This window comes from Citrobacter sp. H12-3-2, assembly GCF_009649895.1.
In the GTDB taxonomy this organism is placed as follows: Bacteria; Pseudomonadota; Gammaproteobacteria; order Enterobacterales; family Enterobacteriaceae; genus Citrobacter; species Citrobacter portucalensis.
On the sequence record NZ_CP045837.1, the window covers coordinates 2,256,276 to 2,277,505 of the forward strand.

The 21,230-nt window shown below is 47.3% G+C and carries 22 protein-coding genes and 2 pseudogenes; 12 read left to right on the forward strand and 12 right to left on the reverse strand.

All coding sequences use genetic code 11. From position 1 onward, the window contains the following. The 3 genes from oppD to GHC22_RS10790 are packed head-to-tail and all read left to right on the forward strand — an operon-like array spanning position 1 to position 2,897. Positions 1–1,014, forward strand: a complete 1,014-nt coding sequence (gene oppD, locus GHC22_RS10780; RefSeq protein ID WP_153752898.1) for a murein tripeptide/oligopeptide ABC transporter ATP-binding protein OppD — start codon at positions 1–3, stop codon at positions 1,012–1,014. After that, positions 1,011–2,015: a murein tripeptide/oligopeptide ABC transporter ATP-binding protein OppF gene (gene oppF / locus GHC22_RS10785; RefSeq protein WP_153752900.1), complete on the forward strand. Its 1,005-nt coding sequence runs from the start codon at positions 1,011–1,013 to the stop codon at positions 2,013–2,015. Before oppD ends, oppF begins: the two co-directional genes overlap by 4 nt. 45 nt (positions 2,016–2,060) lie before the next feature. After that, positions 2,061–2,897 (forward strand): ion transporter, encoded by an 837-nt coding sequence (locus tag GHC22_RS10790; RefSeq protein ID WP_003833361.1) that lies wholly within the window; start codon positions 2,061–2,063, stop codon positions 2,895–2,897. 37 nt (positions 2,898–2,934) lie between these two features. On the opposite strand, the gene GHC22_RS10795 is transcribed toward GHC22_RS10790, so the two are convergent. Together GHC22_RS10795 and cls are read right to left on the reverse strand one after the other, a co-directional pair. After that, complete coding sequence (locus GHC22_RS10795; protein ID WP_003020691.1) at positions 2,935–3,264, reverse strand: HI1450 family dsDNA-mimic protein; 330 nt, start codon at positions 3,262–3,264, stop codon at positions 2,935–2,937. A 34-nt stretch (positions 3,265–3,298) separates the two neighbouring features. Then, positions 3,299–4,759: a cardiolipin synthase gene (gene cls, locus GHC22_RS10800; RefSeq protein ID WP_003020687.1), complete on the reverse strand. Its 1,461-nt coding sequence runs from the start codon at positions 4,757–4,759 to the stop codon at positions 3,299–3,301. 142 nt (positions 4,760–4,901) lie between these two features. Here cls and GHC22_RS10805 point away from each other — a divergent pair, with 142 nt between their 5' ends. Together GHC22_RS10805 and GHC22_RS10810 are read left to right on the forward strand one after the other, a co-directional pair. After that, positions 4,902–5,075: a YciY family protein gene (locus GHC22_RS10805; protein ID WP_122984013.1), complete on the forward strand. Its 174-nt coding sequence runs from the start codon at positions 4,902–4,904 to the stop codon at positions 5,073–5,075. A 236-nt stretch (positions 5,076–5,311) separates the two neighbouring features. After that, positions 5,312–5,926: a serine acetyltransferase gene (locus GHC22_RS10810; protein ID WP_048216256.1), complete on the forward strand. Its 615-nt coding sequence runs from the start codon at positions 5,312–5,314 to the stop codon at positions 5,924–5,926. Positions 5,927–6,203: 277 nt separating this feature from the next. On the opposite strand, the gene GHC22_RS10815 is transcribed toward GHC22_RS10810, so the two are convergent. Beyond that, positions 6,204–8,213, reverse strand: coding sequence for an acyltransferase family protein (locus tag GHC22_RS10815; protein WP_153752902.1), 2,010 nt, complete (start codon positions 8,211–8,213; stop codon positions 6,204–6,206). Between the two features lie 295 nt (positions 8,214–8,508). Beyond that, positions 8,509–8,805, reverse strand: coding sequence for a YciI family protein (locus GHC22_RS10820; RefSeq protein ID WP_048211485.1), 297 nt, complete (start codon positions 8,803–8,805; stop codon positions 8,509–8,511). Positions 8,806–9,020: 215 nt separating this feature from the next. Between GHC22_RS10820 and tonB the strand changes: the two genes are divergently transcribed. After that, positions 9,021–9,749, forward strand: coding sequence for a TonB system transport protein TonB (gene tonB, locus GHC22_RS10825; RefSeq protein WP_170974248.1), 729 nt, complete (start codon positions 9,021–9,023; stop codon positions 9,747–9,749). Positions 9,750–9,813: 64 nt separating this feature from the next. Here tonB and yciA read toward each other — a convergent pair whose 3' ends face one another. The 4 genes and pseudogenes from yciA to GHC22_RS24665 form a co-directional block, all read right to left on the reverse strand. Beyond that, a complete protein-coding gene (gene yciA / locus GHC22_RS10830; RefSeq protein WP_008784945.1) occupies positions 9,814–10,215 on the reverse strand; it encodes an acyl-CoA thioester hydrolase YciA in 402 nt (133 codons plus the stop codon). A 165-nt stretch (positions 10,216–10,380) separates the two neighbouring features. Beyond that, positions 10,381–10,920, reverse strand: coding sequence for a septation protein A (locus GHC22_RS10835; protein WP_048235264.1), 540 nt, complete (start codon positions 10,918–10,920; stop codon positions 10,381–10,383). Positions 10,921–10,974: 54 nt separating this feature from the next. Continuing rightward, on the reverse strand, positions 10,975–11,718 hold the full coding sequence (locus GHC22_RS10840; RefSeq protein ID WP_003020663.1) for a YciC family protein: 744 nt from the start codon (positions 11,716–11,718) through the stop codon (positions 10,975–10,977). Positions 11,719–11,746: 28 nt separating this feature from the next. Then, positions 11,747–11,824, reverse strand: a pseudogene (locus GHC22_RS24665) (YkgJ family cysteine cluster protein); the annotation flags it as partial. Positions 11,825–12,116: 292 nt separating this feature from the next. Between GHC22_RS24665 and ompW the strand changes: the two are divergent. Beyond that, on the forward strand, positions 12,117–12,755 hold the full coding sequence (gene ompW / locus GHC22_RS10845; protein WP_003833354.1) for an outer membrane protein OmpW: 639 nt from the start codon (positions 12,117–12,119) through the stop codon (positions 12,753–12,755). Positions 12,756–13,140: 385 nt separating this feature from the next. Here the strand turns inward: ompW and GHC22_RS10850 are convergent, their stop codons facing one another. From GHC22_RS10850 to GHC22_RS10860, 3 genes and pseudogenes are all read right to left on the reverse strand, one after another. After that, positions 13,141–13,980 carry an MBL fold metallo-hydrolase gene (locus tag GHC22_RS10850; RefSeq protein ID WP_153752904.1) on the reverse strand — a complete coding sequence of 280 codons (840 nt, stop codon included), beginning with the start codon at positions 13,978–13,980 and terminating at the stop codon, positions 13,141–13,143. A gap of 13 nt (positions 13,981–13,993) precedes the next feature. Then, a pseudogene (locus tag GHC22_RS24880) lies at positions 13,994–14,306 on the reverse strand (hypothetical protein). Further along, complete coding sequence (locus tag GHC22_RS10860) at positions 14,299–14,844, reverse strand: sugar ABC transporter (protein WP_153752906.1); 546 nt, start codon at positions 14,842–14,844, stop codon at positions 14,299–14,301. Before GHC22_RS10860 ends, GHC22_RS24880 begins: the two are co-directional and overlap by 8 nt. A 165-nt stretch (positions 14,845–15,009) precedes the next feature. On the opposite strand from GHC22_RS10860, the gene GHC22_RS10865 reads away from it, so the two are divergent. Beyond that, the gene (locus tag GHC22_RS10865) at positions 15,010–15,909 is read left to right on the forward strand and encodes a LysR substrate-binding domain-containing protein (protein ID WP_153752908.1); all 900 of its coding nucleotides are present in this window, start codon (positions 15,010–15,012) and stop codon (positions 15,907–15,909) included. 296 nt (positions 15,910–16,205) lie between these two features. Here GHC22_RS10865 and GHC22_RS10870 read toward each other — a convergent pair whose 3' ends face one another. After that, positions 16,206–16,904, reverse strand: coding sequence for a DUF1275 family protein (locus GHC22_RS10870; protein WP_153752910.1), 699 nt, complete (start codon positions 16,902–16,904; stop codon positions 16,206–16,208). A gap of 356 nt (positions 16,905–17,260) precedes the next feature. Between GHC22_RS10870 and GHC22_RS10875 the strand changes: the two genes are divergently transcribed. The 4 genes from GHC22_RS10875 (at position 17,261) to GHC22_RS10890 (ending at position 21,228) form a co-directional block, all read left to right on the forward strand. Further along, positions 17,261–17,599: a DUF2251 domain-containing protein gene (locus GHC22_RS10875; protein ID WP_153752912.1), complete on the forward strand. Its 339-nt coding sequence runs from the start codon at positions 17,261–17,263 to the stop codon at positions 17,597–17,599. A gap of 375 nt (positions 17,600–17,974) precedes the next feature. After that, positions 17,975–18,691, forward strand: coding sequence for a YebC/PmpR family DNA-binding transcriptional regulator (locus GHC22_RS10880; protein WP_003020658.1), 717 nt, complete (start codon positions 17,975–17,977; stop codon positions 18,689–18,691). A 602-nt stretch (positions 18,692–19,293) separates the two neighbouring features. After that, positions 19,294–19,569 carry a hypothetical protein gene (locus GHC22_RS10885; RefSeq protein WP_103285304.1) on the forward strand — a complete coding sequence of 92 codons (276 nt, stop codon included), beginning with the start codon at positions 19,294–19,296 and terminating at the stop codon, positions 19,567–19,569. A gap of 186 nt (positions 19,570–19,755) precedes the next feature. Continuing rightward, positions 19,756–21,228, forward strand: coding sequence for a GGDEF domain-containing protein (locus tag GHC22_RS10890; protein ID WP_153752913.1), 1,473 nt, complete (start codon positions 19,756–19,758; stop codon positions 21,226–21,228). Positions 21,229–21,230: the final 2 nt, after the last annotated feature.

Consider the following 21,230-nt stretch of genomic DNA (forward strand, 5'->3'; position numbering starts at 1 on the left):
ATGAGCGTAATTGAAACCTCAACCGCGCCGCTCGCGCAACAACAGGCTAACGCGCTGCTGAACGTAAAAGATTTGCGTGTGACGTTTGCGACCCCCGACGGCGATGTAACTGCGGTCAACGATTTAAACTTTTCTCTGCGAGCCGGAGAAACGTTGGGTATTGTCGGTGAATCCGGTTCGGGTAAATCGCAGACGGCCTTTGCCCTGATGGGGCTGCTGGCGGCGAATGGTCGTATCGGGGGCTCCGCAACGTTCAACGGGCGTGAAATTCTGAATTTACCGGAACGTGAGCTGAACAAACTGCGCGCCGAGCAAATCTCGATGATTTTCCAGGACCCGATGACGTCTCTCAACCCGTACATGCGGGTCGGGGAGCAGTTGATGGAAGTTCTGATGCTGCATAAAGGCATGAACAAAGCGGAAGCCTTTGAAGAGTCGGTCAGAATGCTGGATGCGGTGAAAATGCCGGAAGCGCGTAAGCGTATGAAAATGTATCCTCATGAATTCTCCGGTGGTATGCGTCAGCGCGTAATGATCGCCATGGCGCTGCTGTGCAGGCCCAAATTACTGATTGCCGATGAACCAACCACTGCGCTCGATGTGACGGTACAGGCGCAAATTATGACGCTGCTGAATGAACTGAAAAGTGAATTCAACACCGCGATTATCATGATCACCCACGATCTGGGGGTTGTTGCCGGTATTTGCGATAAAGTCCTGGTGATGTATGCCGGACGTACTATGGAATACGGCAGTGCGCGGGATGTCTTTTATAAACCCGTTCATCCGTATTCGATTGGTTTGCTAAATGCCGTACCTCGTCTGGATGCCGAAGGGGAAGAGATGCTCACTATCCCTGGCAACCCACCGAACTTACTGCGTCTACCAAAAGGTTGTCCATTCCAGCCGCGTTGCCCGCATGCGATGGAAATCTGTAGCAGTGCTCCGCCACTGGAGGAATTTAGCCCAGGCCGTCTGCGTGCCTGCTTTAAGCCGGTGGAGGAACTGGTATGAATACGGCGACCGAACAACGTAAAGTGCTCCTTGAGATTGCCGACCTTAAAGTCCATTTCGATATTAAAGATGGCAAACAGTGGTTCTGGCAACCGTCTAAAACCCTGAAGGCGGTTGATGGCGTAACCCTGCGACTGTATGAGGGCGAAACCCTGGGCGTGGTCGGTGAATCAGGCTGCGGGAAATCGACCTTTGCCCGTGCGATTATCGGCCTGGTGAAGGCCACCGATGGAAAGGTTGCCTGGCTGGGTAAAGATTTACTGGGTATGAAACCCGATGAGTGGCGGGAAGTGCGCAGCGATATCCAGATGATTTTCCAGGATCCGCTGGCATCGTTAAACCCGCGCATGACCATTGGTGAAATCATTGCCGAACCGCTGCGAACTTATCATCCGAATCTTCCTGGTCAGGAAGTCCGCGACCGTGTGAAGGCGATGATGATGAAGGTTGGACTACTGCCTAACCTGATTAACCGCTACCCACATGAGTTTTCCGGTGGCCAGTGTCAGCGTATTGGTATTGCCCGCGCGCTGATCCTCGAACCGAAGTTGATTATCTGCGATGAACCGGTTTCGGCGCTGGATGTATCAATCCAGGCCCAGGTGGTTAACCTGCTGCAACAGCTTCAGCGCGAAATGGGATTATCGTTAATCTTCATTGCCCACGACCTCGCGGTGGTTAAACACATCTCCGACCGTGTGCTGGTTATGTATCTCGGACATGCGGTGGAATTAGGGACTTATGACGAGGTGTACCATAACCCGCTGCATCCTTATACCAAAGCGTTGATGTCTGCGGTGCCGATCCCCGATCCGGATCAGGAAAGGAACAAGGTTATCCAGTTGTTGGAAGGCGAGTTACCGTCCCCGATTAATCCTCCTTCCGGTTGCGTGTTCCGTACGCGCTGTCCGATTGCTGGACCGGAATGCGCAAAAACGCGCCCGGTTCTGGAAGGAAGTTTCCGACATGCAGTTTCCTGCCTGAAAGTAGACCCGCTATAATCCTGAGGGCTGACAAAGGTCAGCCCTTTTTTTGGTGAGGTATCTGTGCCAGGTTTAGTCTCTTCTGTCCGCCGTGCGCTCTATCGCAAATTATTTGATTTAAACACCCGTTCAGGGCGTCGCTTTGAAGGCATGTGTGCGCTATTTGCCTTGCTCAGCGTTATCGTTATCTTCATTGAGTCCGGAGTAGGGACGCAATACCATTTAACCTTTGAGGAATGGCGCGTTTTTGTCTGGCTGGAGATCTTTATTACTCTGGTCTTCACCCTCGAATATCTTCTGCGCTTATGTTGCTGGGCTAACCCCGCTAAATATGTGTTCAGCTTCTGGGGGATAATTGACCTTGCCACCATTCTGCCTCTGTATGTGATGTGGCTATGGCCGGAAATCAGTCTGAGCTATGTTTTCGCCTGGCGAGCGATGCGTGTCCTGCGCGTCCTGCGTATTCTCAAGCTGCTGCGCTTTATGCCCTCTCTACGGGTGTTCTGGAATGCGTTAAAAAGCGCCCGACATCAGCTGATGCTGTTCTATTCCTTTATCGCCATCCTGATGGTGGTTTTTGGCGCGATGATGTATCTGATTGAAGGGCCAAAATATGGGTTTACTACGCTGAATGCGTCGGTGTATTGGGCGATTGTTACTGTAACCACCGTCGGCTATGGCGATATCACGCCGCACACACCGTTGGGGCGCATGGTGGCGTCTGTGCTTATCCTGATTGGTTACTCGGTGATTGCAATACCGACGGGATTGATTACCACGCACATGAGCAGTGCGTTCCAGCAGCGCGGGCACCAACGAAAATGTCCGCAGTGCCAGCAGGCGCAGCACGAACATAGTGCGCAATTTTGTAACCGCTGTGGAAGTAAACTGCCGGGTTAAAAATGAAAAAAGCTGCGAGAGCAGCTTTTTTGTTTGATTATTCGCGCCAGAGAATATGGCAGAGCTTATGATCTTTTTCGCGACATAATAAAACGCGCGCGAAAATATCGTTAATCTCGCCGTCTTCTGTATCTGCCAGACCAATCACCACCTCGGCAAAGAAGTCAGGGTTCAGGTCAAAATCAACATGCTCCTGCCAGTCTTCTGCCGGATCGAACAACTCCGCACCGCCACGCTCTTCAAACTGCAAATTGAACAGAATGATGTCGGCTGGATCCAGATTGTCCGCAGCCAGTTCGAGAAAAATGTCATAAGCCTGCTCAAGCGTTTCGTCTTCGGTCAGGCGATTGTTCAAATCCATATCCATAATGACTACCTGTTTACTGTCTGATGGGCACGTTTTACAGCAACGGACTAAAGAAGTAAAACAGTCGCTCTGCTATCCGCTGCCAGAGTGGTCGTTTTACCCACAAACGGGCATCAAGCAGGCGGGAACGCGAAATATAATCATCCTGCACTGCCGCGAGATCGCCACCGAATCCGGCATCATCAATGACCAGCGTGATTTCAAAATTGAGCCACAGACTGCGCATATCCAGGTTAACCGTACCGACCAGGCTCAGCTCGCCATCGACCAGTACGCTCTTGGTGTGCAGCAAGCCACCTTCGAACTGATAAATTTTAACGCCAGCCGCCAGCAGCTCGGTGAAAAAGGCCCGACTTGCCCAGCCAACCAGCAGGGAGTCATTTTTACGTGGAAGAATGATACTGACGTCAACCCCACGCTGCGCTGCCGTGCAGATCGCGTGCAACAGATCGTCGCTGGGGACGAAGTAGGGGGTGGTCATAATTAAATATTCACGCGCTGAATAAGCAGCGGTTAGCAGCGCCTGATGAATCAAATCTTCAGGGAAACCAGGACCCGAGGCGATAGTGTGAATGGTGTGGCCGCTGGCCTGCTCAAACGGCATGATATTGACGTCCGGTGGCGGAGGCAAAATGCGCTTTCCGGTCTCAATTTCCCAGTCGCAGGAATAGACAATGCCCATAGCAGTGGCGACAGGACCTTCCATTCTCGCCATTAAATCAACCCATTGCCCGACGCCCGCATCTTGTTTGAAGAAACGCGGGTCGACCATGTTCATGCTGCCGGTATAAGCAATGTAGTTATCGATCATGATCATTTTGCGGTGCTGACGCAGGTCCATACGGCGTAAAAATACACGCATCAGGTTCACCTTCAGCGCTTCTACAACCTCGATACCTGCGTTACGCATCATCGCCGCCCAAGGGCTGCGGAAAAACGCCACGCTGCCGGCGGAGTCCAACATCAGGCGACAGTGAATGCCACGCCTCGCGGCAGCCATTAACGACTCGGCTACCTGATCGGCCATACCGCCTGGCTGCCATATGTAGAACACCATTTCGATGTTGTGGCGCGCCAGCTGAATATCACGGATCAGCGCCTGCATCACGTCATCTGAACTGGTGAGCAACTGCAGCTGGTTTCCCTTTACGCCAGCTATACCCTGACGACGCTCGCACAGTTTAAATAACGAAGAGGCGACGCTGCTGTTTTCCTGGGCAAAAATATGCTTGCAGGCCTTGAGGTCGTTCAGCCATTTGGCGGTTGAAGGCCACATCGCCCGGGCGCGTTCGGCACGTCGCTTACCCAGGTGAAGTTCACCAAAGGACAGATAAGCAATAATTCCTACCAATGGCAGAATGTAGATGATCAACAGCCAGGCCATTGCGGAGGGCACTGCGCGTCGCTTCATCAGAATGCGTAACGTTACGCCAGCAATGAGTACCCAGTAACCCAGAATGACCAGCCAACTCACCACGGTGTAGAAGGTTGTCATAAATTTAAAAATCCTTTTGAAAGCGTATTGTTAAGAGTTTACGCATCAGGATTAATCTGGCAAATAAAAACACGGGAAAACCACTGGTCTGCATTCGGTCTGGCGTTATAATGGCCGCTCAGTGACTGGAAGAGTAGTTAACATGAAGCGTAGTAGAACGGAAGTGGGACGCTGGCGGATGCTGCGTCAGGCTAGCCGCCGTAAAGCACGTTGGCTTGAAGGACAATCGCGTCGTAATATGCGTATCCATACCATCAGGAAGTGCGTTCTCAACCACCAACGTAACTCGTTGTTGTTTGCGATCCACAGCATCTGATCCCAAAAGGGCACCGCTGGCGGTGCCCAATGTCTGTTTTCCCGTATTGATTCTTAAATACTTTCCTGGCTGCCATTATTGTTTTGGTCCAGGTAAGAGATAGCCATTTCATTATTTATATTATTGTCATCTTTCAGGTGCCGTATCTACTCGAAAAAAAGAATGCTGGTGACAAGAAAATATGTTTTTATTTCAGTGAGAACTGATACATTTTAACGATTAAACAATGAGACAGTATGATGGCATTCGACAAAATTAAAGCCGATACCCACCGTGAATTTGGTTATTTCTCATGGAGTAAACTAATAATTGGTACAGTAATTAGCAGAACATTCCGTATCATTGTGATGATGCGTTTATGCCAATACTGTGCGGTTTCGCGCACACCGCTGCGTATCATGCTCTATCCATTTAAGATCTTGCATCGGTGTGCTGCTCACATGGGCTCGATGGATTTTCCATCGAGCACGCAGGTTGGTGCCGGGTTGGCTATCACTCATGGCTGGGGGATAGTGATATCGCCGAGTGCAAGGATTGGAAAGAACGTTACCTTATTTCATGGTGTAACCATCGGTCAGCGAGATACTATTCGGGGAGCAGGAACCCGCATCACGGGTTACCCCATTATTGAGGATGAAGTTTGGATTGGTCCAAATGCTGTCATCGTCGGCGGGGTCATCATTGGGCAAGGGAGTAAAATTGCTGCCGGGGCGTTTGTGACCGAAAGTATCCCGCCTTTTTCTGTCGTTGTTGGTAATCCTGGCGTGATTGTTAAAACCGGGTGCATCCCAGACGTAATGAATAAAGCACCGTTGTTTCAAGAAAGAACTGTTGAAAAAACAGCAGCGTAAATTTCTCGCTGATTATACTTTTCTTTTTATTATCAATGCGATGATTCTACATTCTGGGGCTAGTGGTTCATAATAGTGTGGTCAGGTATTACCCGTTATCCTATTCTGTTAGTTTATTGTCTTTTGAGGGAGGTCATTATGTGTACAAATCTTTTTGACAACGCTCGTCGCTACACTGACGAGAAAAAGTAACAACTAAAGCCGCTATCTGCGGCTTTTTTACTTGAGTGAATATTAGTATCCGAATGGATATGATCCCCATGTTTCTGGTCAAACGTCAAAGTTGCAGGGCGTTAGTTGCCTCGGTATGTTCTGCTTGTTTAAATGCGCGTTGAAACATGGGGAGTAAAAGCGTACTGCCAAATGCACTTAGGTGGTTACTGTCTGAGTAAAGTGGACGTCCACCAGCATCTCCCCAACACCGCCCATCCTTGCAAAGATAGGGTAACGGATTGAGAATATTGACGCCGCAGCGCAGGGCCGCCTCATCTTGTGCTGCCCAAATGGCTGTTTGTCGCTGGTAATATTCATCGAGAGAAATAGATACTGTACTGTCTGACTTACCAAACATCAGTGCCCTGGCCATTGTATTAGGCACATCGACTGCCATTTCAGGAATAGGGCGGACCAGAAATACCCTCTGACTATTCTCTATGGAACACAGAGTTTTTACGAGTTGCTGGCTAAACTGCTGTGTTAAATTCTGATTGGGGTGTTCATTCGGTGTATCAAAAAATCCCATAGGAATATTAAAAAAATCGTCCTTTTCATTTTGTCCCAGGATAGCGAGGCTACTTCTGTTGGCGATAAAGACGAGTTTATTTTTATATTCATTATTTAGTAAATTAATAGCTCGATCATTAAATAGTTTACAGTCATCATTAATATCTTCTCTTCGTTTCATGCCTAACACTGTCGGACAGCTCGCATAGGTCATCTCAACAACCGCACCGGGTGCAGCCTCTGCGACAGCTGAAACCAGCATGCTTGCATGACTGTCTCCCAGGACAATGGCCGTTAACTCTCCTTTGCCATATCTGCACATAGGAGACTCGCTTCCTTTACCCGGCGCGAGCAGACATTTTTCAAATCGGACTGCGTAATCAAGTTTCGGGATCATCGCTAATTCAATTGCCGGGTTAATTCTGCCATCGACTTGCTGATAACGAGCCCCTGCGGCCATTCCACCAGTGCTCAAAATTAACAGTAATAGTATCCAGCTCTGTTTGCGTGCAGGGGTTAGCGCAAGCTGTTTGCGTGTCGGAATCTCTACGAGCAATAAAGAGATCTTTCCCAATAGCACACTCATTACAATGCCAGTAGCAATCCACCAGGGATTGTGATGTTTGTCGGCATAACTGAGCAGCACCGCAAGCGGCCAGTGCCACAGATAAATTGAATAAGAACTGGCACCTATCTGGCGAAAAATTGCCGTAGATGTAAAAAATGATCGCTGGCGATTAGCCGCAAGAACCAGCATGGTCCCCAGCACAGGGACCACGGCATAACTTCCCGGCCATGGTCGTGTCGCATCCAGGAGTGTGACTGACAGGGCAATTAAAATAAAACCCACCAACTCTAGTATCCGGGCTGGGCGTTGCGACATAGAATGCCGACGAGTTAGCCACCATACAGCTCCTCCAGCTAATAATTCCCAAATGCGGGTGGGGAGTAGATAAAACGCACTACCTGGGAGTCGAGGGCTCACGTAAATTGATAGAGCTAATGACAGTACGCCTGCGGCGATAAGTGCAAACTTAACACCCTGCCGGCCAAACCAGCGCCAGAGTAAAATGCAGCCAACAGGCAACAAAATGTAAAATTGCCACTCCACCGAAAGAGACCATGTGTGCAGCAACCAGTTTTCTCTGGAAGTGATATCGAAATAACCCGCTTCACGCCAAAACTTGAGATTGGAAACAAAAGTAAGCGCTGTGATCGCATTGGTTGCCAGCACATGATAATCAGCGGTGGGCAACCAAAACCAACCCAAGAAAAGTAACGTGCTACATAATGCAATTAAGGCAGGAATAATTCGTCTGGCACGTGCCAGATAGAAACTCCATAATGAAAAATTGCCACGTTCAAGGCCGTTCACGATGATGGCGGTCATCAGGAAACCTGATATAACAAAAAAAACATCAACGCCGATAAAGCCACCGCTAAATCCAGGTACGCCAAAGTGATAAAATACGACCGCTAATACAGCCCATGCTCGCAGGCCATTGATATCATGGCGGAATGCTTTAGGAGAGGGAGAGGCGGGACGGAACGAATCAAAAGCCATAATTGACTAAAATCCCGTATATCGTGACAACGCAGCCTGTCTGCATTGTGACAAATTAATCTCGACAGATAATAAAATACACTGAGGTTGAGTAAGAAACAATCAATGACACGCTAATAAACGGTCGTAGCTACCTTTTATAAGGGTACTTATCATTGCTTTGATATGCTGAATTAATGCATAGAGACGAGAAGTGAGGGCGTTTAGACTAATGTGCACCTAAATGCGCCCTCAATGGCTATGTATTTTGCTTACTGTTCAGTATTTTTATAAATGAAAATGGCTTTTTGTTTTGTCAAAATACTTTCTTGTAAGGTTTTACTGAAACCTGCGCATAAACGCCCGCCGCAACATACGGATCGGCATCAGCCCACGCCTGTGCCGCCTCCAAAGATTCAAATTCGGCAATCACCGTCGAGCCGGTAAAACCCGCCGCACCGGGATCGTTACTGTCGACTGCTGGCATGGGGCCCGCCGTGAGCAAACGACCTTCGTCATGAAGGAGTTGCAGGCGAGCCAGATGAGCAGGGCGCACGGAAAGACGTTTTTCGAGAGAGTCTGCGATATCTTGAGCGTAAATAACATACAACACGGGTAGGGCTCCTTGAACGGTAAAAGTCGTTAATAACGTTATTGGAAAGGCCTAACAACTGCAACGGAAAGATAACTGATATGTTAAGGCCATACTCTGAAAGTGGTTTTTTATCATAAAATCGCGTTTTAAATGTCAGTTAGCATCACGGGCTTATTGAATATGATTGCTATTTGCATTTAAAATCAGGGCCTGGTTTTTTTACTGAAACGATTATGACTTCAATGACCCTTGATTTACCTCGTCGCTTTCCCTGGCCAACGTTACTGTCTGTCGGCATTCATGGTGCCGTAGTGGCTGGTTTGCTGTATACCTCGGTACATCAGGTTATTGAACTACCTGCGCCAGCGCAGCCGATCTCTGTCACGATGGTCGCGCCTGCCGATCTCGAACCGCCTCAGGCCGTTCAGCCGCCGCCGGAACCCGTTGTCGAGCCTGAACCGGAACCTGAACCGATTCCAGAGCCACCAAAAGAGGCGCCGGTGGTGATTGAAAAACCGAAGCCCAAGCCTAAACCGAAGCCAAAACCGGTGAAAAAGGTGGAAGAGCAACCGAAACGCGATGTTAAACCAGCAGAACCGCGCCCGGCATCCCCAGTGGAAAATACGGCACCTACTCGCACAATGACCAATACCGCGCCGGCAACTACCAGCAAACCGGTGGTCAGTGCGCCATCGGGTCCACGCGCTTTAAGCCGTAATCAGCCTCAGTATCCGGCGCGAGCTCAGGCGCTGCGCATTGAAGGCCGGGTAAAGGTCAAATTTAACGTAACGCCGGATGGCCGGGTTGAAAATGTGGAGATCCTGTCTGCACAGCCTGCCAATATGTTTGAGCGTGAAGTGAAAAATGCGATGCGTAGATGGCGTTATGAAGCAGGCAAACCCGGTTCCGGGCTTGTGGTGAATATTGTTTTCAAATTAAACGGCACAACGCAGATCGAGTAAGCATCAGGCCGTCCGGCAATGATCAAGAGTGATGATTGCCGGATAGCAGTACTGACGTGTGCTATCAGACCAACGTGGGAATTGGACGCGGTTTCCCGTCTTTATCAACGGCAACGTAGATAAACAGAGCTTCGGTGGCCTTATAGCGCTGCCCAATAGGTTCAGAAGCGACCTTCTTCACCCAAACTTCAATATTGATGCTGATCGAGGTTGTCCCGCGTTTCACACAGCGCGCATAGCAACACACCACATCACCTACGGCGACCGGGCGCAAAAAGCTCATCCCTTCCACTCGCACCGTTACCACACGACCATGTGCGATCTCTTTGGCCTGAATCGCGCCACCTATATCCATTTGTGACATCAGCCAGCCGCCAAAAATATCACCGTTCGCGTTGGTATCGGCAGGCATGGCCAGAGTACGTAAAACCAGTTCACCCTGGGGAGTGTTATTCGTTGTTGTCATTGTAGAACCGACTATAGAGAAAGATTACAGGCGCGATGCTACTAGAATTTGTGCGTTGAGAACAGAGGTGATGCGGCGTGCAGAGCAGATGTAAGTCAGGTTGTCAGCACAATGGAACGCGAGGGGATAAAAATTCGCCAGATCCGCAGATCTGGCGAGCATGAATTATGATTTATCTTCTTGCGGCAGATGACGGTAAATATAGACCCCACTCAGCAGCGTAAAGAATAAAGTCAGGGCGGTCAGACCGAACACCTTGAAGTTGACCCAAATGTTCTGCGGTAGCCAAAATGCAATATAGATATTCGCCAGGCCACACAGGATGAAAAAGACGGCCCAGGCTAAATTAAGTTTCGACCACACTGACTGCGGTAGGGTCAGCTCTTTACCTAACATGCGTTGAATCAGCGGCTTTTTCATCACCCACTGGCTAACCAGCAGAGCACCAGCAAACAGCCCGTAAATCACCGTTACTTTCCACTTAATGAATTCATCGTTGTGGAAAAAAATAGTCAGGCCACCAAATACGGCCACCAGGACAAAGGTGATTAACGCCATCTTTTCGACCTTGCGATAGCGAACCCAGCTGTAAATCAACACTACAGCCGTCGCGACAATCAGCGCCGAGGTCGCCGCATAGATGTCGTAAAGCTTATAAAAAGCAAAAAAGACAACCAGCGGTAAAAAATCAAGAAACTGCTTCATTCTTCGATTCCGTCATCAAAAGCACCGGGTACAAGCCCGGAATGCGTTCAGGGTTTATTGGCGAATCAGCATGTACAGGCGGAACAAATAGATCAGCAACACGGCGGAGATCATATTGCTCAGCGTATTCGCCAATACCGCGCCTACATTCGGCGTAAGTACTGCAAAACTTGGCGCAAAAAGCAACAGCAGCGTTTTTGCCAGCAACCAACCGATCACTGCCGGCGCAACCAGTCGCATATTGGACCACGCCAGACGCATACTGTTGCGCATCGCGGCAAAGACACCCATTTTGTCCTGTACCAACATCACCGGTGCGAGTGCCAGCAGGATCGCCAGCAGAATACCGGGTACAACAACCAGCATAATACCGATTTGCACCAGCAGAGTAGTCAGAAAAATCAGAATAAACAGCTTCGGTAACACTGGCGCACTGGCGCCGATGGCACGTAACGCGCTGACGCGATGACCTGCTGAAATCAGCTGAATCATCAGGATGACCCCCCCGGCGAGGATGGCATTACCAATCAGACCGGAAAACGTCGACGCTGCGGATGCGCGTAGCAAAATTTGCTGTTGCTCCGGGGTCATGTTTTGCACCAGATCGAACAGCCCCACGCTGCTGGTTAACTGATCGCCTTCACTGAGTTGCGCAATTTGTGCGTCAGTGGGGGAAAAGGCATGCCCTAACACCACTGTGATAAACGCGCACAACAACGATACCAGCAAGATGGTAATGAATTGATTACGGAAAAAGTTTCCCGTGTCACGGTAAACGGATTTCGCCGTGATAGACATGCACTCTCCTTGAGTTTTGCAGGTGTTCATTTGCGGGCAATTGTACCCTGGATAACTCTACAGTGGCAGCATCGCGCGATGTATGGAAAAGCATATCTTTGTAAAGCTGCAGTAATTTTTGGCTATGACTTCAGCGTCGTGCATGAACGCTGTTTGTTATCTGCGCATCACGCGCAGATATCCATCAACCATCAGCAATGAGCTGGAGGTACTTGCACATTGAAAATATATCAAAATTGATCTGAATTAATTTAACCAGGATTTTGAATGCAAGTTCTAACTTAATCTGGATCAATAAATGTTAAATTATCAAAGTCAATGTGATCCATGTTAGATCACTTATTACTCCAATGTGGGTATATTCGTTCCGCTTTTATAACCATAACGATGGAGCGGACATGAAAAAATTAACAGTTGCAGCATTGGCTTTAACAACTCTTCTCTCTGGTAACGCATTTGCGCATGAAGCTGGAGAATTCTTTATTCGTGCGGGTTCTGCCACCGTCAGGCCGACGGAAGGTGCAGGTGGTACGCTGGGCAGCTTAGGTGGCTTTGATGTCAGCAATAACACGCAGTTGGGTCTGACATTTACCTACATGGCAACCGACAATATCGGTGTTGAATTACTGGCAGCTACGCCGTTCCGCCATAAAATCGGCACTGCTGCAACGGGTGATATTGCCACCGTACATCATTTACCGCCGACGTTAATGGCGCAGTGGTACTTCGGTGACTCCAGCAGTAAACTGCGTCCGTACGTAGGTGTTGGGGTGAACTACACGACCTTCTTCGATGAAGGCTTTAACGATAACGGTAAAGAAACAGGGTTATCGGACCTGAGTCTGAAAGATTCCTGGGGGGCAGCAGGGCAAGTCGGTATGGACTATCTGATTAACCGCGACTGGCTGATTAACATGTCGGTCTGGTACATGGATATCGATACCACCGCAAGCTATAAAATGGGTGGCGTCCAGCAGCGAGACAGTGTACGCCTCGATCCGTGGGTGTTTATGTTCTCTGCGGGTTATCGTTTCTAATTTTTACTGTAAAACGCTTCTGCAAAACTGGTCATCAAACGACCAGTTTTTTTTCCATTTTTTCCCACGCATGTCGTTGTCGTGCTCGGTCATTACTTAGCTGCTATGGCCTATCAGAATTTGTATGTCGTTCCTTGCCCCTGAATATTATTTCAGCTAAAGAACGCTGTTCATAGAAGGAATGGGCGCTCTATTTCGTTGGACAAGGTTTCCAGAAGAAGAGAACGATGAAGAGAGAGGCTGTCAGCAAGTAACACCGCAAGATATTCTAATCTTCATAGGTTTGATGCGTTTCATCAGATATCTTTGTCCGCTTAGTGCCAAGAGCGGACAATGATGACATTGAATGATGCTGATCAATAACAAGCCCGTCGGGCATATTCGTTCAATTCTCAGAGAATGAAATGCGGTATCCACTACCCGCCCTGAGAATATTGGCAAACCCTGCTTGGCCTAGGTGCATACCTGCAATGAGCATTTTTTTGCTGACAGCTTCTTCCATAATTTTCTTCCTTGTTTCCTCGGCCTGAGCAGGATCGGTGTCGAATAAAATAGAAACATTCGGGTGCGCTGACTGAATATGAGGATAATGGACGATGTCTCCCCATATTAATAAGTATTTATCATCCGCATCAATGCGAAACCCTGTATGCCCGGGCGTATGGCCCGGTAACCATACTGGGAGAATACCTTCTACAATGTTACCCCCGTCCAAAAAATGCAGGTTTCGCGCATAAGCGTGTAACATTTGGCGGACCAGCCAAAAATTACGTTGCCCGCGCTCATTATCCATTTTGAGTTTTTCATCATCCTGCCAGTGTTGCGCTTCAAGAGGATGAAGCATAATTTCAGCGTGCTGAAAAACTGGCTGTTTTTCAGGATCCAGCAGGCCGCCAATATGATCCGGATGGCAGTGCGTCAATAGAACAGTATCGACCTCGTCAGGACTGACCCCCGCTGCTGCAAGGTTTATGTTGAGATGACCCGCTTTATTGCTTAGCGGCCCTGTGCCAGCGTCGATCAAAATGACCCGACCCTTACCGCGGATAAGGTAGCAGTTTATATTAATATCGCCGGGCTCATCGAGCCCGGCGTCATTTTGAATGACATCCGCATCAGTTTTTTCAATGCCTGACAGTAAATCCAGGCTGGCTGACATCGTACCGTCATTCAGCGCCGTTATTTGAAAATCTCCAATCTGTCGGAACGGAAGTGAATGGCTCATCAATACCTCGGGATTAGTTGCGGGCGAATATGTGTTCTGCTGGGTATCCGAAGCAGCGAATACGTGTCCTGGTGAGTAGCGAAATCCAGTTCACGAATAAAGTTTTCCATCACCTCCTGCGTTCGTAATGTTGTCAGACGATAAAAGAGTTCGGCATAGACCGGTTGCCAGCATCCTGAATTTACATTGATAAAAATGATATGAACGTTTTTAAGTTCTGCGCCAAGGATGTCACAACAGAGGTCACTGCATCTATGGGTAAAATTGTTAAGGTTTTTGAACTTGTCAGAGTGATTTTCAGAAATATAAAAGATCAGATTAGGCATGATATTTTGGCTTCCCTTTTAAAGCACTCTGCAACTGCGGTGTAAGAGGCTCGTAGAGGTACACTCTGGGTATATTCATGATTAGCGTGCTAATCTCAACAGGCAAAACATAGACAACGCGATATTCAGGAGATTTATCCAGCCCCACCGCAAATATTTCCAGCCCACGGTATCCCATTTCTGTATCTAAAAAGTTTATTGGCGTTGAGCTCAATAGCAGAATTTCATCAGAAGATATGTCTGGAGCAAGGTCTTCAGCTTCATACAGGTTACGATGCCAGTCAGTAATGCAGCCCTGCCAACGAGCGAAATTACCACCTCCTTTTAAACAGTAATCATCACTGCTGAGAGTATCCGCATCTTTAACAGTATGAATTGCAAGGTAAACAGGGCAGCCGGATGTGACGGCACGAAAGCGTTGAGATGTAGCGAATCCAGTAACAGATATCAATGCGGGCAATTTTTGCTGGTTGTAAAAGGCATTCCATTCTGCCTCGCTTTCAGAATCGTTATACGAACATTCCACGGTATACCACATCAGTTCATCTCCACATGAGTCATAGATGCAAGCAAAAACAGTTGCTCAATGATTTTTCATCATGCTACAAGCTAGTTATACGGCTTTAAATCGAAAATAAGTCACGAATTAGTGACATTAAGTCAATGAAAACTGACTACAGGCTCAGAGCAGGGAACAGGTTTCATGCGCAGAAAAATACCCAGTAGTACGTCACTTCAGGCTTTTGATGCTGCTGCAAGGCACGGTAATTTTGCCCGCGCTGCAGAGGAATTATCGTTAACGGAAGGGGCTATTAGCCGTCAGATTGCTCGGCTTGAATCTTTGCTGAACTGTAAATTGTTCGATCGTGTGGGAAGCAGGGTAAAGCTCAACCCAGTCGGCGCGCGCTATGCTCATCACGTACGTGAAACGCTCGACAGGCTCGAAAGAGATACGCAGTACATTATGGGAATGCCAGAGGGCAGTAAAAGTCTGGATATCGCCGTCCTGCCAACCTTTTCCAGCCGTTGGCTTATTCCTCGCCTTAACGGTTTTACCTCTTTATTCCCAGATATAACGTTAAATATTGCGGCCAGAACTGACCCTTTCATTTTGCCTGGAAGTGGCTTTGACGCCGTCATTCATTTTGAACATCCTGCATGGGCAGGAATGCGTACGCAATTTCTGTTTCAGGAAAATCTGGTGCCTGTTTGTCATCCTGCACTGCTAACCAGTAATGACGTCACTAAACAGTTAAACGAACTGCCGCGGGTTCACCGTCGACAAAACCCTGATGCCTGGCATCACTATGCCCGGGAAAGTGGGATACTTCTCGAGAATCCGGCTCAGGGAGTACGGTACGATCTTCATGAAATGGCCATCGCTGCCGTTATGGCGGGACAAGGTGTAGCATTGGTACCACGCATGTATGTCGAGAATGAATTGAACTGCGGCCTGCTTGCTTCGCCCTGGCCAGCTTCAGACAGGCTGAACAAAAGATTTTGTTTAGTAAAACCGACGGAAACGGGAATAAATGAGGCTGCGCTGGAAAGCTTTAAATGCTGGTTGCTTGCTGAAATTAATACGCTCCCATTGATCGCGTAATACCGAACGATAACGTCACGTCCGGGTCTTCAACTCAGTTAGTTTGCCCGCTCTGTGCCAGGAAATACATCACTTCTGAGACTTATGAGACAGAGCTTGGTTGATAGCGTTTGTTGCCCACTGATAGCTGAATCTGCCCTGAAAGAACAGACATTTGGTCAGTTTGAAGACCTTTCCCTGCGCTTTGAATGATAGCGGGAAATTCCGGCAATTAAGTGGAGCAAATCGGGCAGTAAATTTTAGTGAAAATCGTAGCCGGTCGAGAAACGCGACACCGGGACTAAATAATAGGCAGGTTATTTCAGGTTATCCCCAACAACTATTTTGTTGTTAAACATCATGCTATGAAACATGAGCAGCGCGGCGGGAATTAATAGGCCCAGAAAATCGACCCAGCGAGACAGAATAGCCATCAGCACCACACCACAGCAAAAACTACCATGTACTTTAAGATAATGCGTTACCGTGCCTTTGTGCTCAGGTGCACTGTTTTTCTGGGTTAGCCAGTTCACAAAACTACTGATCATACTGACGTAGTTACCGGTCATGAGTACCGTACCGGTCTGTGATTTGTGGTTATGATTTATAACATAGTTCTGCAGATAAACAGGCAGCATCCCGAGGCTGACGATCAGGAACGACTGCCATCCATCTGGGGTTAATAACCCATGCCTGAGCGTGTAACTGCCAGCGATAGCGTAAATAATAATCAGGCCGACCTGGATGCGAATATAGGTCTCGTTGGCAATGGCTTTTCTTACACTGGCTTTTTCATGCAACAGTTTCAGCAGAAAAACGGACACGATGAAAAATGCCACCAGATAAAGGTGCAGACCAATCTTAATACCAGGCTCGGGGTTGAAAAAACCGATCAAACCGTACATGGTATTAAACGTCATCAAACCCAGCAGCGTATGGAATAGCAATAAAAAACTGATGCAGTCCATACATCCACCGACAAAACACAGCACATAAACCAAAGAACTCTTTTTCATACCACCCCGCAGACCCTCTTGCCAAAGAACACATCAACCATAAATTAACTAGCATCGATAGCTGCACTAATCTAGTTTTCTTGTGCTTTTTGAAGCGCCCTGATGGGCAACGCAACGCAACGCAACGCTGGGATGGCAGCGTAAAAAATGCTAGCGGCTATCAACCCAAAATACTGGAGGAGGTCTTTTGAAACGGTTTTATGGGGCTGTTTTGTACCAGACAGCTTTAAAGCAAGCGTGAGTCAACAAAATGGGCGCAGATCATAGGTTTAGTTCATTGCAGGGATGCAATAGTAAATTGCTTGTCAGTTAGGAAGCGGCCTAATCAAATAACCAGGGAAAGGAGAGTAATCAGTATGACGATATGGGCTCAGCCCATTGTTGGAGAAGCGCAGGTGATAAAAAGCCAGGCTCCTGAGGGTATGCTGGCTGCCGTATTTGAAGACGATGGCCAGACCGGTTATTTCTACACGCTCGATGAGTCCGTTGAAGGAAACCCGATTCAGGATGCAGTGCATATTTACAATGTCGAGGATATTTCAGACGGCCATATTCCTTCTGACATTAAAATCGGCTGGTCAGAAGACGGTCAGAAGTGCACGCTTCTTATCAATGGATATCCGCATGGAATGTTCGATTTCGTGGGGAATATAGTCAGATGGCTGGATTGTCAACTGGCTAATACCTTTCTGTAGAGTTCCCCCAAGTAGACTGACCATGATCCACGCAAGCCAATGAGAAAAAGCACAATCAATAAAGGGCTGCGTACGAGGATCGGTAGCGCTCTGTAAGCAGTGCAGTGGTAACTTTAGTTGTCTGGAATATCACTTTTATTTCTCTTCTCTTATGCATTAATGCTGCGGACCATTTATTAAGAACAAAAAAGAACCAGAGGATTCCCTGGGGATAATTTATCCATAATGTTAACTATTGATAAAATTAAAGTAACATATCGTAAAATTCGTATATTTTTATTTTTAATAGACGAGGATTTATACGTCATGATATAATGCAATGCTAGGTTATTTAACTGTCGGCCATGTAAATGAATTTTTGAGGAGATCATTCCAGTGGGACGTAAGTGGGCAAATATTGTTGCTAAAAAAACAGCTAAAGACGGTGCAACGTCTAATGTATATGCAAAATTCGGTGTCGAAATTTATGCTGCTGCTAAACAAGGCGAACCAGACCCAGAATTAAATACATCTTTAAAATTCGTTATTGAACGTGCTAAACAAGCGCAGGTTCCAAAACACGTTATTGATAAAGCCATTGATAAAGCCAAAGGCGGCAGTGATGAAACGTTCGTGCAAGGGCGTTATGAAGGCTTTGGTCCCAGTGGCTCACTGATTATCGCTGAAACATTGACTTCAAATGTTAACCGTACGATTGCTAATGTCCGCTCAATTTTTAATAAAAAAGGCGGGAATATCGGAGCGGCTGGTTCTGTCAGCTATATGTTTGACAATACCGGAGTGATTGTATTTGAAGGGACAGATCCTGACCACATTTTTGAAATTTTGCTTAATGCTGAAGTAGATGTTCGTGATGTAACCGAAGAAGAAGGAAACATCGTTATTTATACAGAATCTACAGATCTTCACAAAGGCATTGCAGCTTTAAAAGCCGCAGGGATTACTGAATTCTCTACCACAGAATTAGAGATGATTGCTCAATCAGAAATTGAACTTTCACCAGAAGATTTAGAAGTCTTTGCAGGGCTTGTTGATGCCCTTGAAGATGACGATGATGTTCAAAAAGTATATCATAACGTTGCTAATCTCTAATGATAGATTAAAAGAATCTGTCATTATGGCAGATTTTTTTAACTCATAAAGTTGTTATGGATAAGAATGTCTGGCCAGATATGGCAATTCTAAAAAACAGATAAAAACCACTATCTTAAAAATGTAATAATTAAAACCTCTGGTCTTAACTTCTTAGGTACGCGATAAACGTTATACGTCCAATATGCCCCGCGATATCCTGCATCCACTCAGCGCCGCTATGAACAATTGAGATGTTAACTCCATCATTCCAGATAATCCTGGTGTAAGCACAACGTGAGTTTCTCACTCATCACTGTCCCGACATTATCAGTGAAGCTTTACATCAGAAATTATGGTCCGCTTCACGCTCAGAGTAGTCTAACGATTGACAGTCTCAGACAGTATGGAAACAATGAGTGCACTATTATTACAAACTCGGATATTCTCCATCGTCATCAACTAAAAATATCTGATCTTCGCCAGAGATTCGCACGGAGCTGTCTGTTACCGTTTTCAGACAATATCCTTACCTAGACTCATCGTTTAAACAATCCCATCCTACCTTTCTCCCCTCTGATGTAGTGCTACTCTTTAAGCAAACCAACTTCAGGGTATTGCTAATGATGTTGACCCGCCATCTGCTACAGCAAAAAATCGCACTTCTGGAACCGTTCTCCGAAGATCAAACGGCAGCGTTTGCCGTAAGTGCTGCACGTGAGTTATTGCTTTACATGGATAAAATTGAGGCGCTGGAGAAACTTATTGCGACTCCAGTTACACTACCTTATTGCAGCGCCAGTCCGGTTTGTGAGATTGAGGCGGGCTATGCCGCAGGCGTAAACGACTGCCGCGAGGCCATTCGACGGGCAGGGTATCCTATTGAAGGTGATGATTAGTTTGCGTTTATGTTAACAATTATGTGCTTTTATTGTATAAAACTGTAACCTAAGCGCGCGGCTGCGGGCTACATCAACTTACCTGCATCGGGGTGGCGAACATTCTCTATCAACGTACAACGCTGTTATGCAACAACATAAACGGGTAACCGATTTGGCAATACTGTTAACTATCAGGGTGGACTCGTGAAGATTGTGCAGGATAAGCTCAGAAACAGGCAGGCACTGCTGGTATCAGGGCTCATTACGTTGATATTTACGTCGTTGTTTCTGTTTATTATTTATGAACAGCGAATGGCCGCTGCCAGCGAAGGTGTTAACCGCCTGCAAGCGCGCATGATGGACATTTTTAACGATAACGAGCTGATCGCCGATGCGATTGGCGAGCGCTACCACCATATCAAAACGGGTGATCAATGCGGTGATATTTCACAATTCGCCCCCCGGGATGAGAATGAATGGGGAATTAACGCCGACCCAAAGCGGCTGCATTCGGCAACGGGGACAATGGTTGCCCAGCAAACTGATCACAACGCGCTGTGTATGTATACGGCGGCGGAGTTTATTCGCGGTATGGTCAATGAGCTAAACCCGGGCAGTTTTGATGCACATCGTTATATTATCGCCAAAAACTCAGATTATTTTTACTGGTTTATGGCTTCTGATTCTCGCAGTTTCAGTTTCTCTAATTCTGAAATGGCGCGGGATATCACGCAATTTTTCTATCCCCCCGTCGATTTCTATACCCGGCTTCTGCAAAAAAACGTCAAAAATAAAGCCCTCAGCTCAACGAATTTCTATACCGATAAAATTACCGGTGAAAAAGCTTACAGCGTGGTGAGCTATATCTACGACCTTTCCGGTGAGGAGATATCAGACCAAATCGTGGCTTATCTGGTCTATGACCATTCAAAGTCCGAATTGCAGGAAGCGTTAGCCCAGGCATTTGACTACCAAATTCCACCAGAATTGAACGTAGAATTGGTTAATTTGACCAACAATGAGAGTCTTTGCTTATCCGGTAAATGTACCGGTCAATCACGCTTTATGGTGCGCAATTTTTCAGAGAAATATGCGCTGCACTATTCGTTATCATTAGGTCGTTTTATGACGCGCGATACGCATGCAGGTATCGTGATTCTGCTGGCGCCGTTTTTCTTCATCATGATCAGCTTCTCGTTAAAATCATGGCTGAACGAAAGTGACCTCAAGGTTTATATTGATACCCTGACCGGTTGTTTTAACCGCCGAATTCTCGACATCATCAAGCGTCGGGATTTATCACACTGCTCGGTGGTGCTACTTGACTGTAATAAGTTCAAGGCCGTCAATGACACCTGGGGCCACGCGGCAGGCGATCGTGCACTGCAAATTATCGCCAACAGGATGCTGTCAAACACCCGCACCAGTCACGATATTGTGATTCGTACCGGCGGGGATGAATTTATGATCCTGCTGTTTCGATCGCAGGCAACTGACGCTATAGCAATCGCGCAACGTATTAGTGGGCAGGTGACCAGCCATGTGTTTGTGGTGGATGGCCATACCGTGCCATTGTCAGTATCGTGGGGGATTGCAGAGGTGAATGGTGAACTTGATGTGGCCATTCAGAATGCGGATAGCGCTATGTATAGAATGAAGCACACGAAAGAAGGATAAAA

Excerpts from the sequence above, each read along its gene's own strand:
- oppD (WP_153752898.1), top strand. The coding sequence starts at position 1 with ATGAGCGTAATTGAAACCTCAACCGCGCCGCTCGCGCAACAACAGGCT.
- oppF (WP_153752900.1), top strand. The coding sequence starts at position 1,011 with ATGAATACGGCGACCGAACAACGTAAAGTGCTCCTTGAGATTGCCGAC.
- GHC22_RS10795 (WP_003020691.1), bottom strand. The coding sequence starts at position 3,264 with ATGGATATGGATTTGAACAATCGCCTGACCGAAGACGAAACGCTTGAG.
- cls (WP_003020687.1), bottom strand. The coding sequence starts at position 4,759 with ATGACAACCTTCTACACCGTGGTGAGTTGGCTGGTCATTCTGGGTTAC.
- GHC22_RS10805 (WP_122984013.1), top strand. The coding sequence starts at position 4,902 with ATGAAGCGTAGTAGAACGGAAGTGGGACGCTGGCGGATGCTGCGTCAG.
- GHC22_RS10810 (WP_048216256.1), top strand. The coding sequence starts at position 5,312 with ATGATGGCATTCGACAAAATTAAAGCCGATACCCACCGTGAATTTGGT.
- GHC22_RS10815 (WP_153752902.1), bottom strand. The coding sequence starts at position 8,213 with ATGGCTTTTGATTCGTTCCGTCCCGCCTCTCCCTCTCCTAAAGCATTC.
- tonB (WP_170974248.1), top strand. The coding sequence starts at position 9,021 with ATGACTTCAATGACCCTTGATTTACCTCGTCGCTTTCCCTGGCCAACG.
- yciA (WP_008784945.1), bottom strand. The coding sequence starts at position 10,215 with ATGACAACAACGAATAACACTCCCCAGGGTGAACTGGTTTTACGTACT.
- GHC22_RS10835 (WP_048235264.1), bottom strand. The coding sequence starts at position 10,920 with ATGAAGCAGTTTCTTGATTTTTTACCGCTGGTTGTCTTTTTTGCTTTT.
- GHC22_RS10840 (WP_003020663.1), bottom strand. The coding sequence starts at position 11,718 with ATGTCTATCACGGCGAAATCCGTTTACCGTGACACGGGAAACTTTTTC.
- ompW (WP_003833354.1), top strand. The coding sequence starts at position 12,117 with ATGAAAAAATTAACAGTTGCAGCATTGGCTTTAACAACTCTTCTCTCT.
- GHC22_RS10850 (WP_153752904.1), bottom strand. The coding sequence starts at position 13,980 with ATGAGCCATTCACTTCCGTTCCGACAGATTGGAGATTTTCAAATAACG.
- GHC22_RS10860 (WP_153752906.1), bottom strand. The coding sequence starts at position 14,844 with ATGTGGTATACCGTGGAATGTTCGTATAACGATTCTGAAAGCGAGGCA.
- GHC22_RS10865 (WP_153752908.1), top strand. The coding sequence starts at position 15,010 with ATGCGCAGAAAAATACCCAGTAGTACGTCACTTCAGGCTTTTGATGCT.
- GHC22_RS10870 (WP_153752910.1), bottom strand. The coding sequence starts at position 16,904 with ATGAAAAAGAGTTCTTTGGTTTATGTGCTGTGTTTTGTCGGTGGATGT.
- GHC22_RS10875 (WP_153752912.1), top strand. The coding sequence starts at position 17,261 with ATGACGATATGGGCTCAGCCCATTGTTGGAGAAGCGCAGGTGATAAAA.
- GHC22_RS10885 (WP_103285304.1), top strand. The coding sequence starts at position 19,294 with ATGATGTTGACCCGCCATCTGCTACAGCAAAAAATCGCACTTCTGGAA.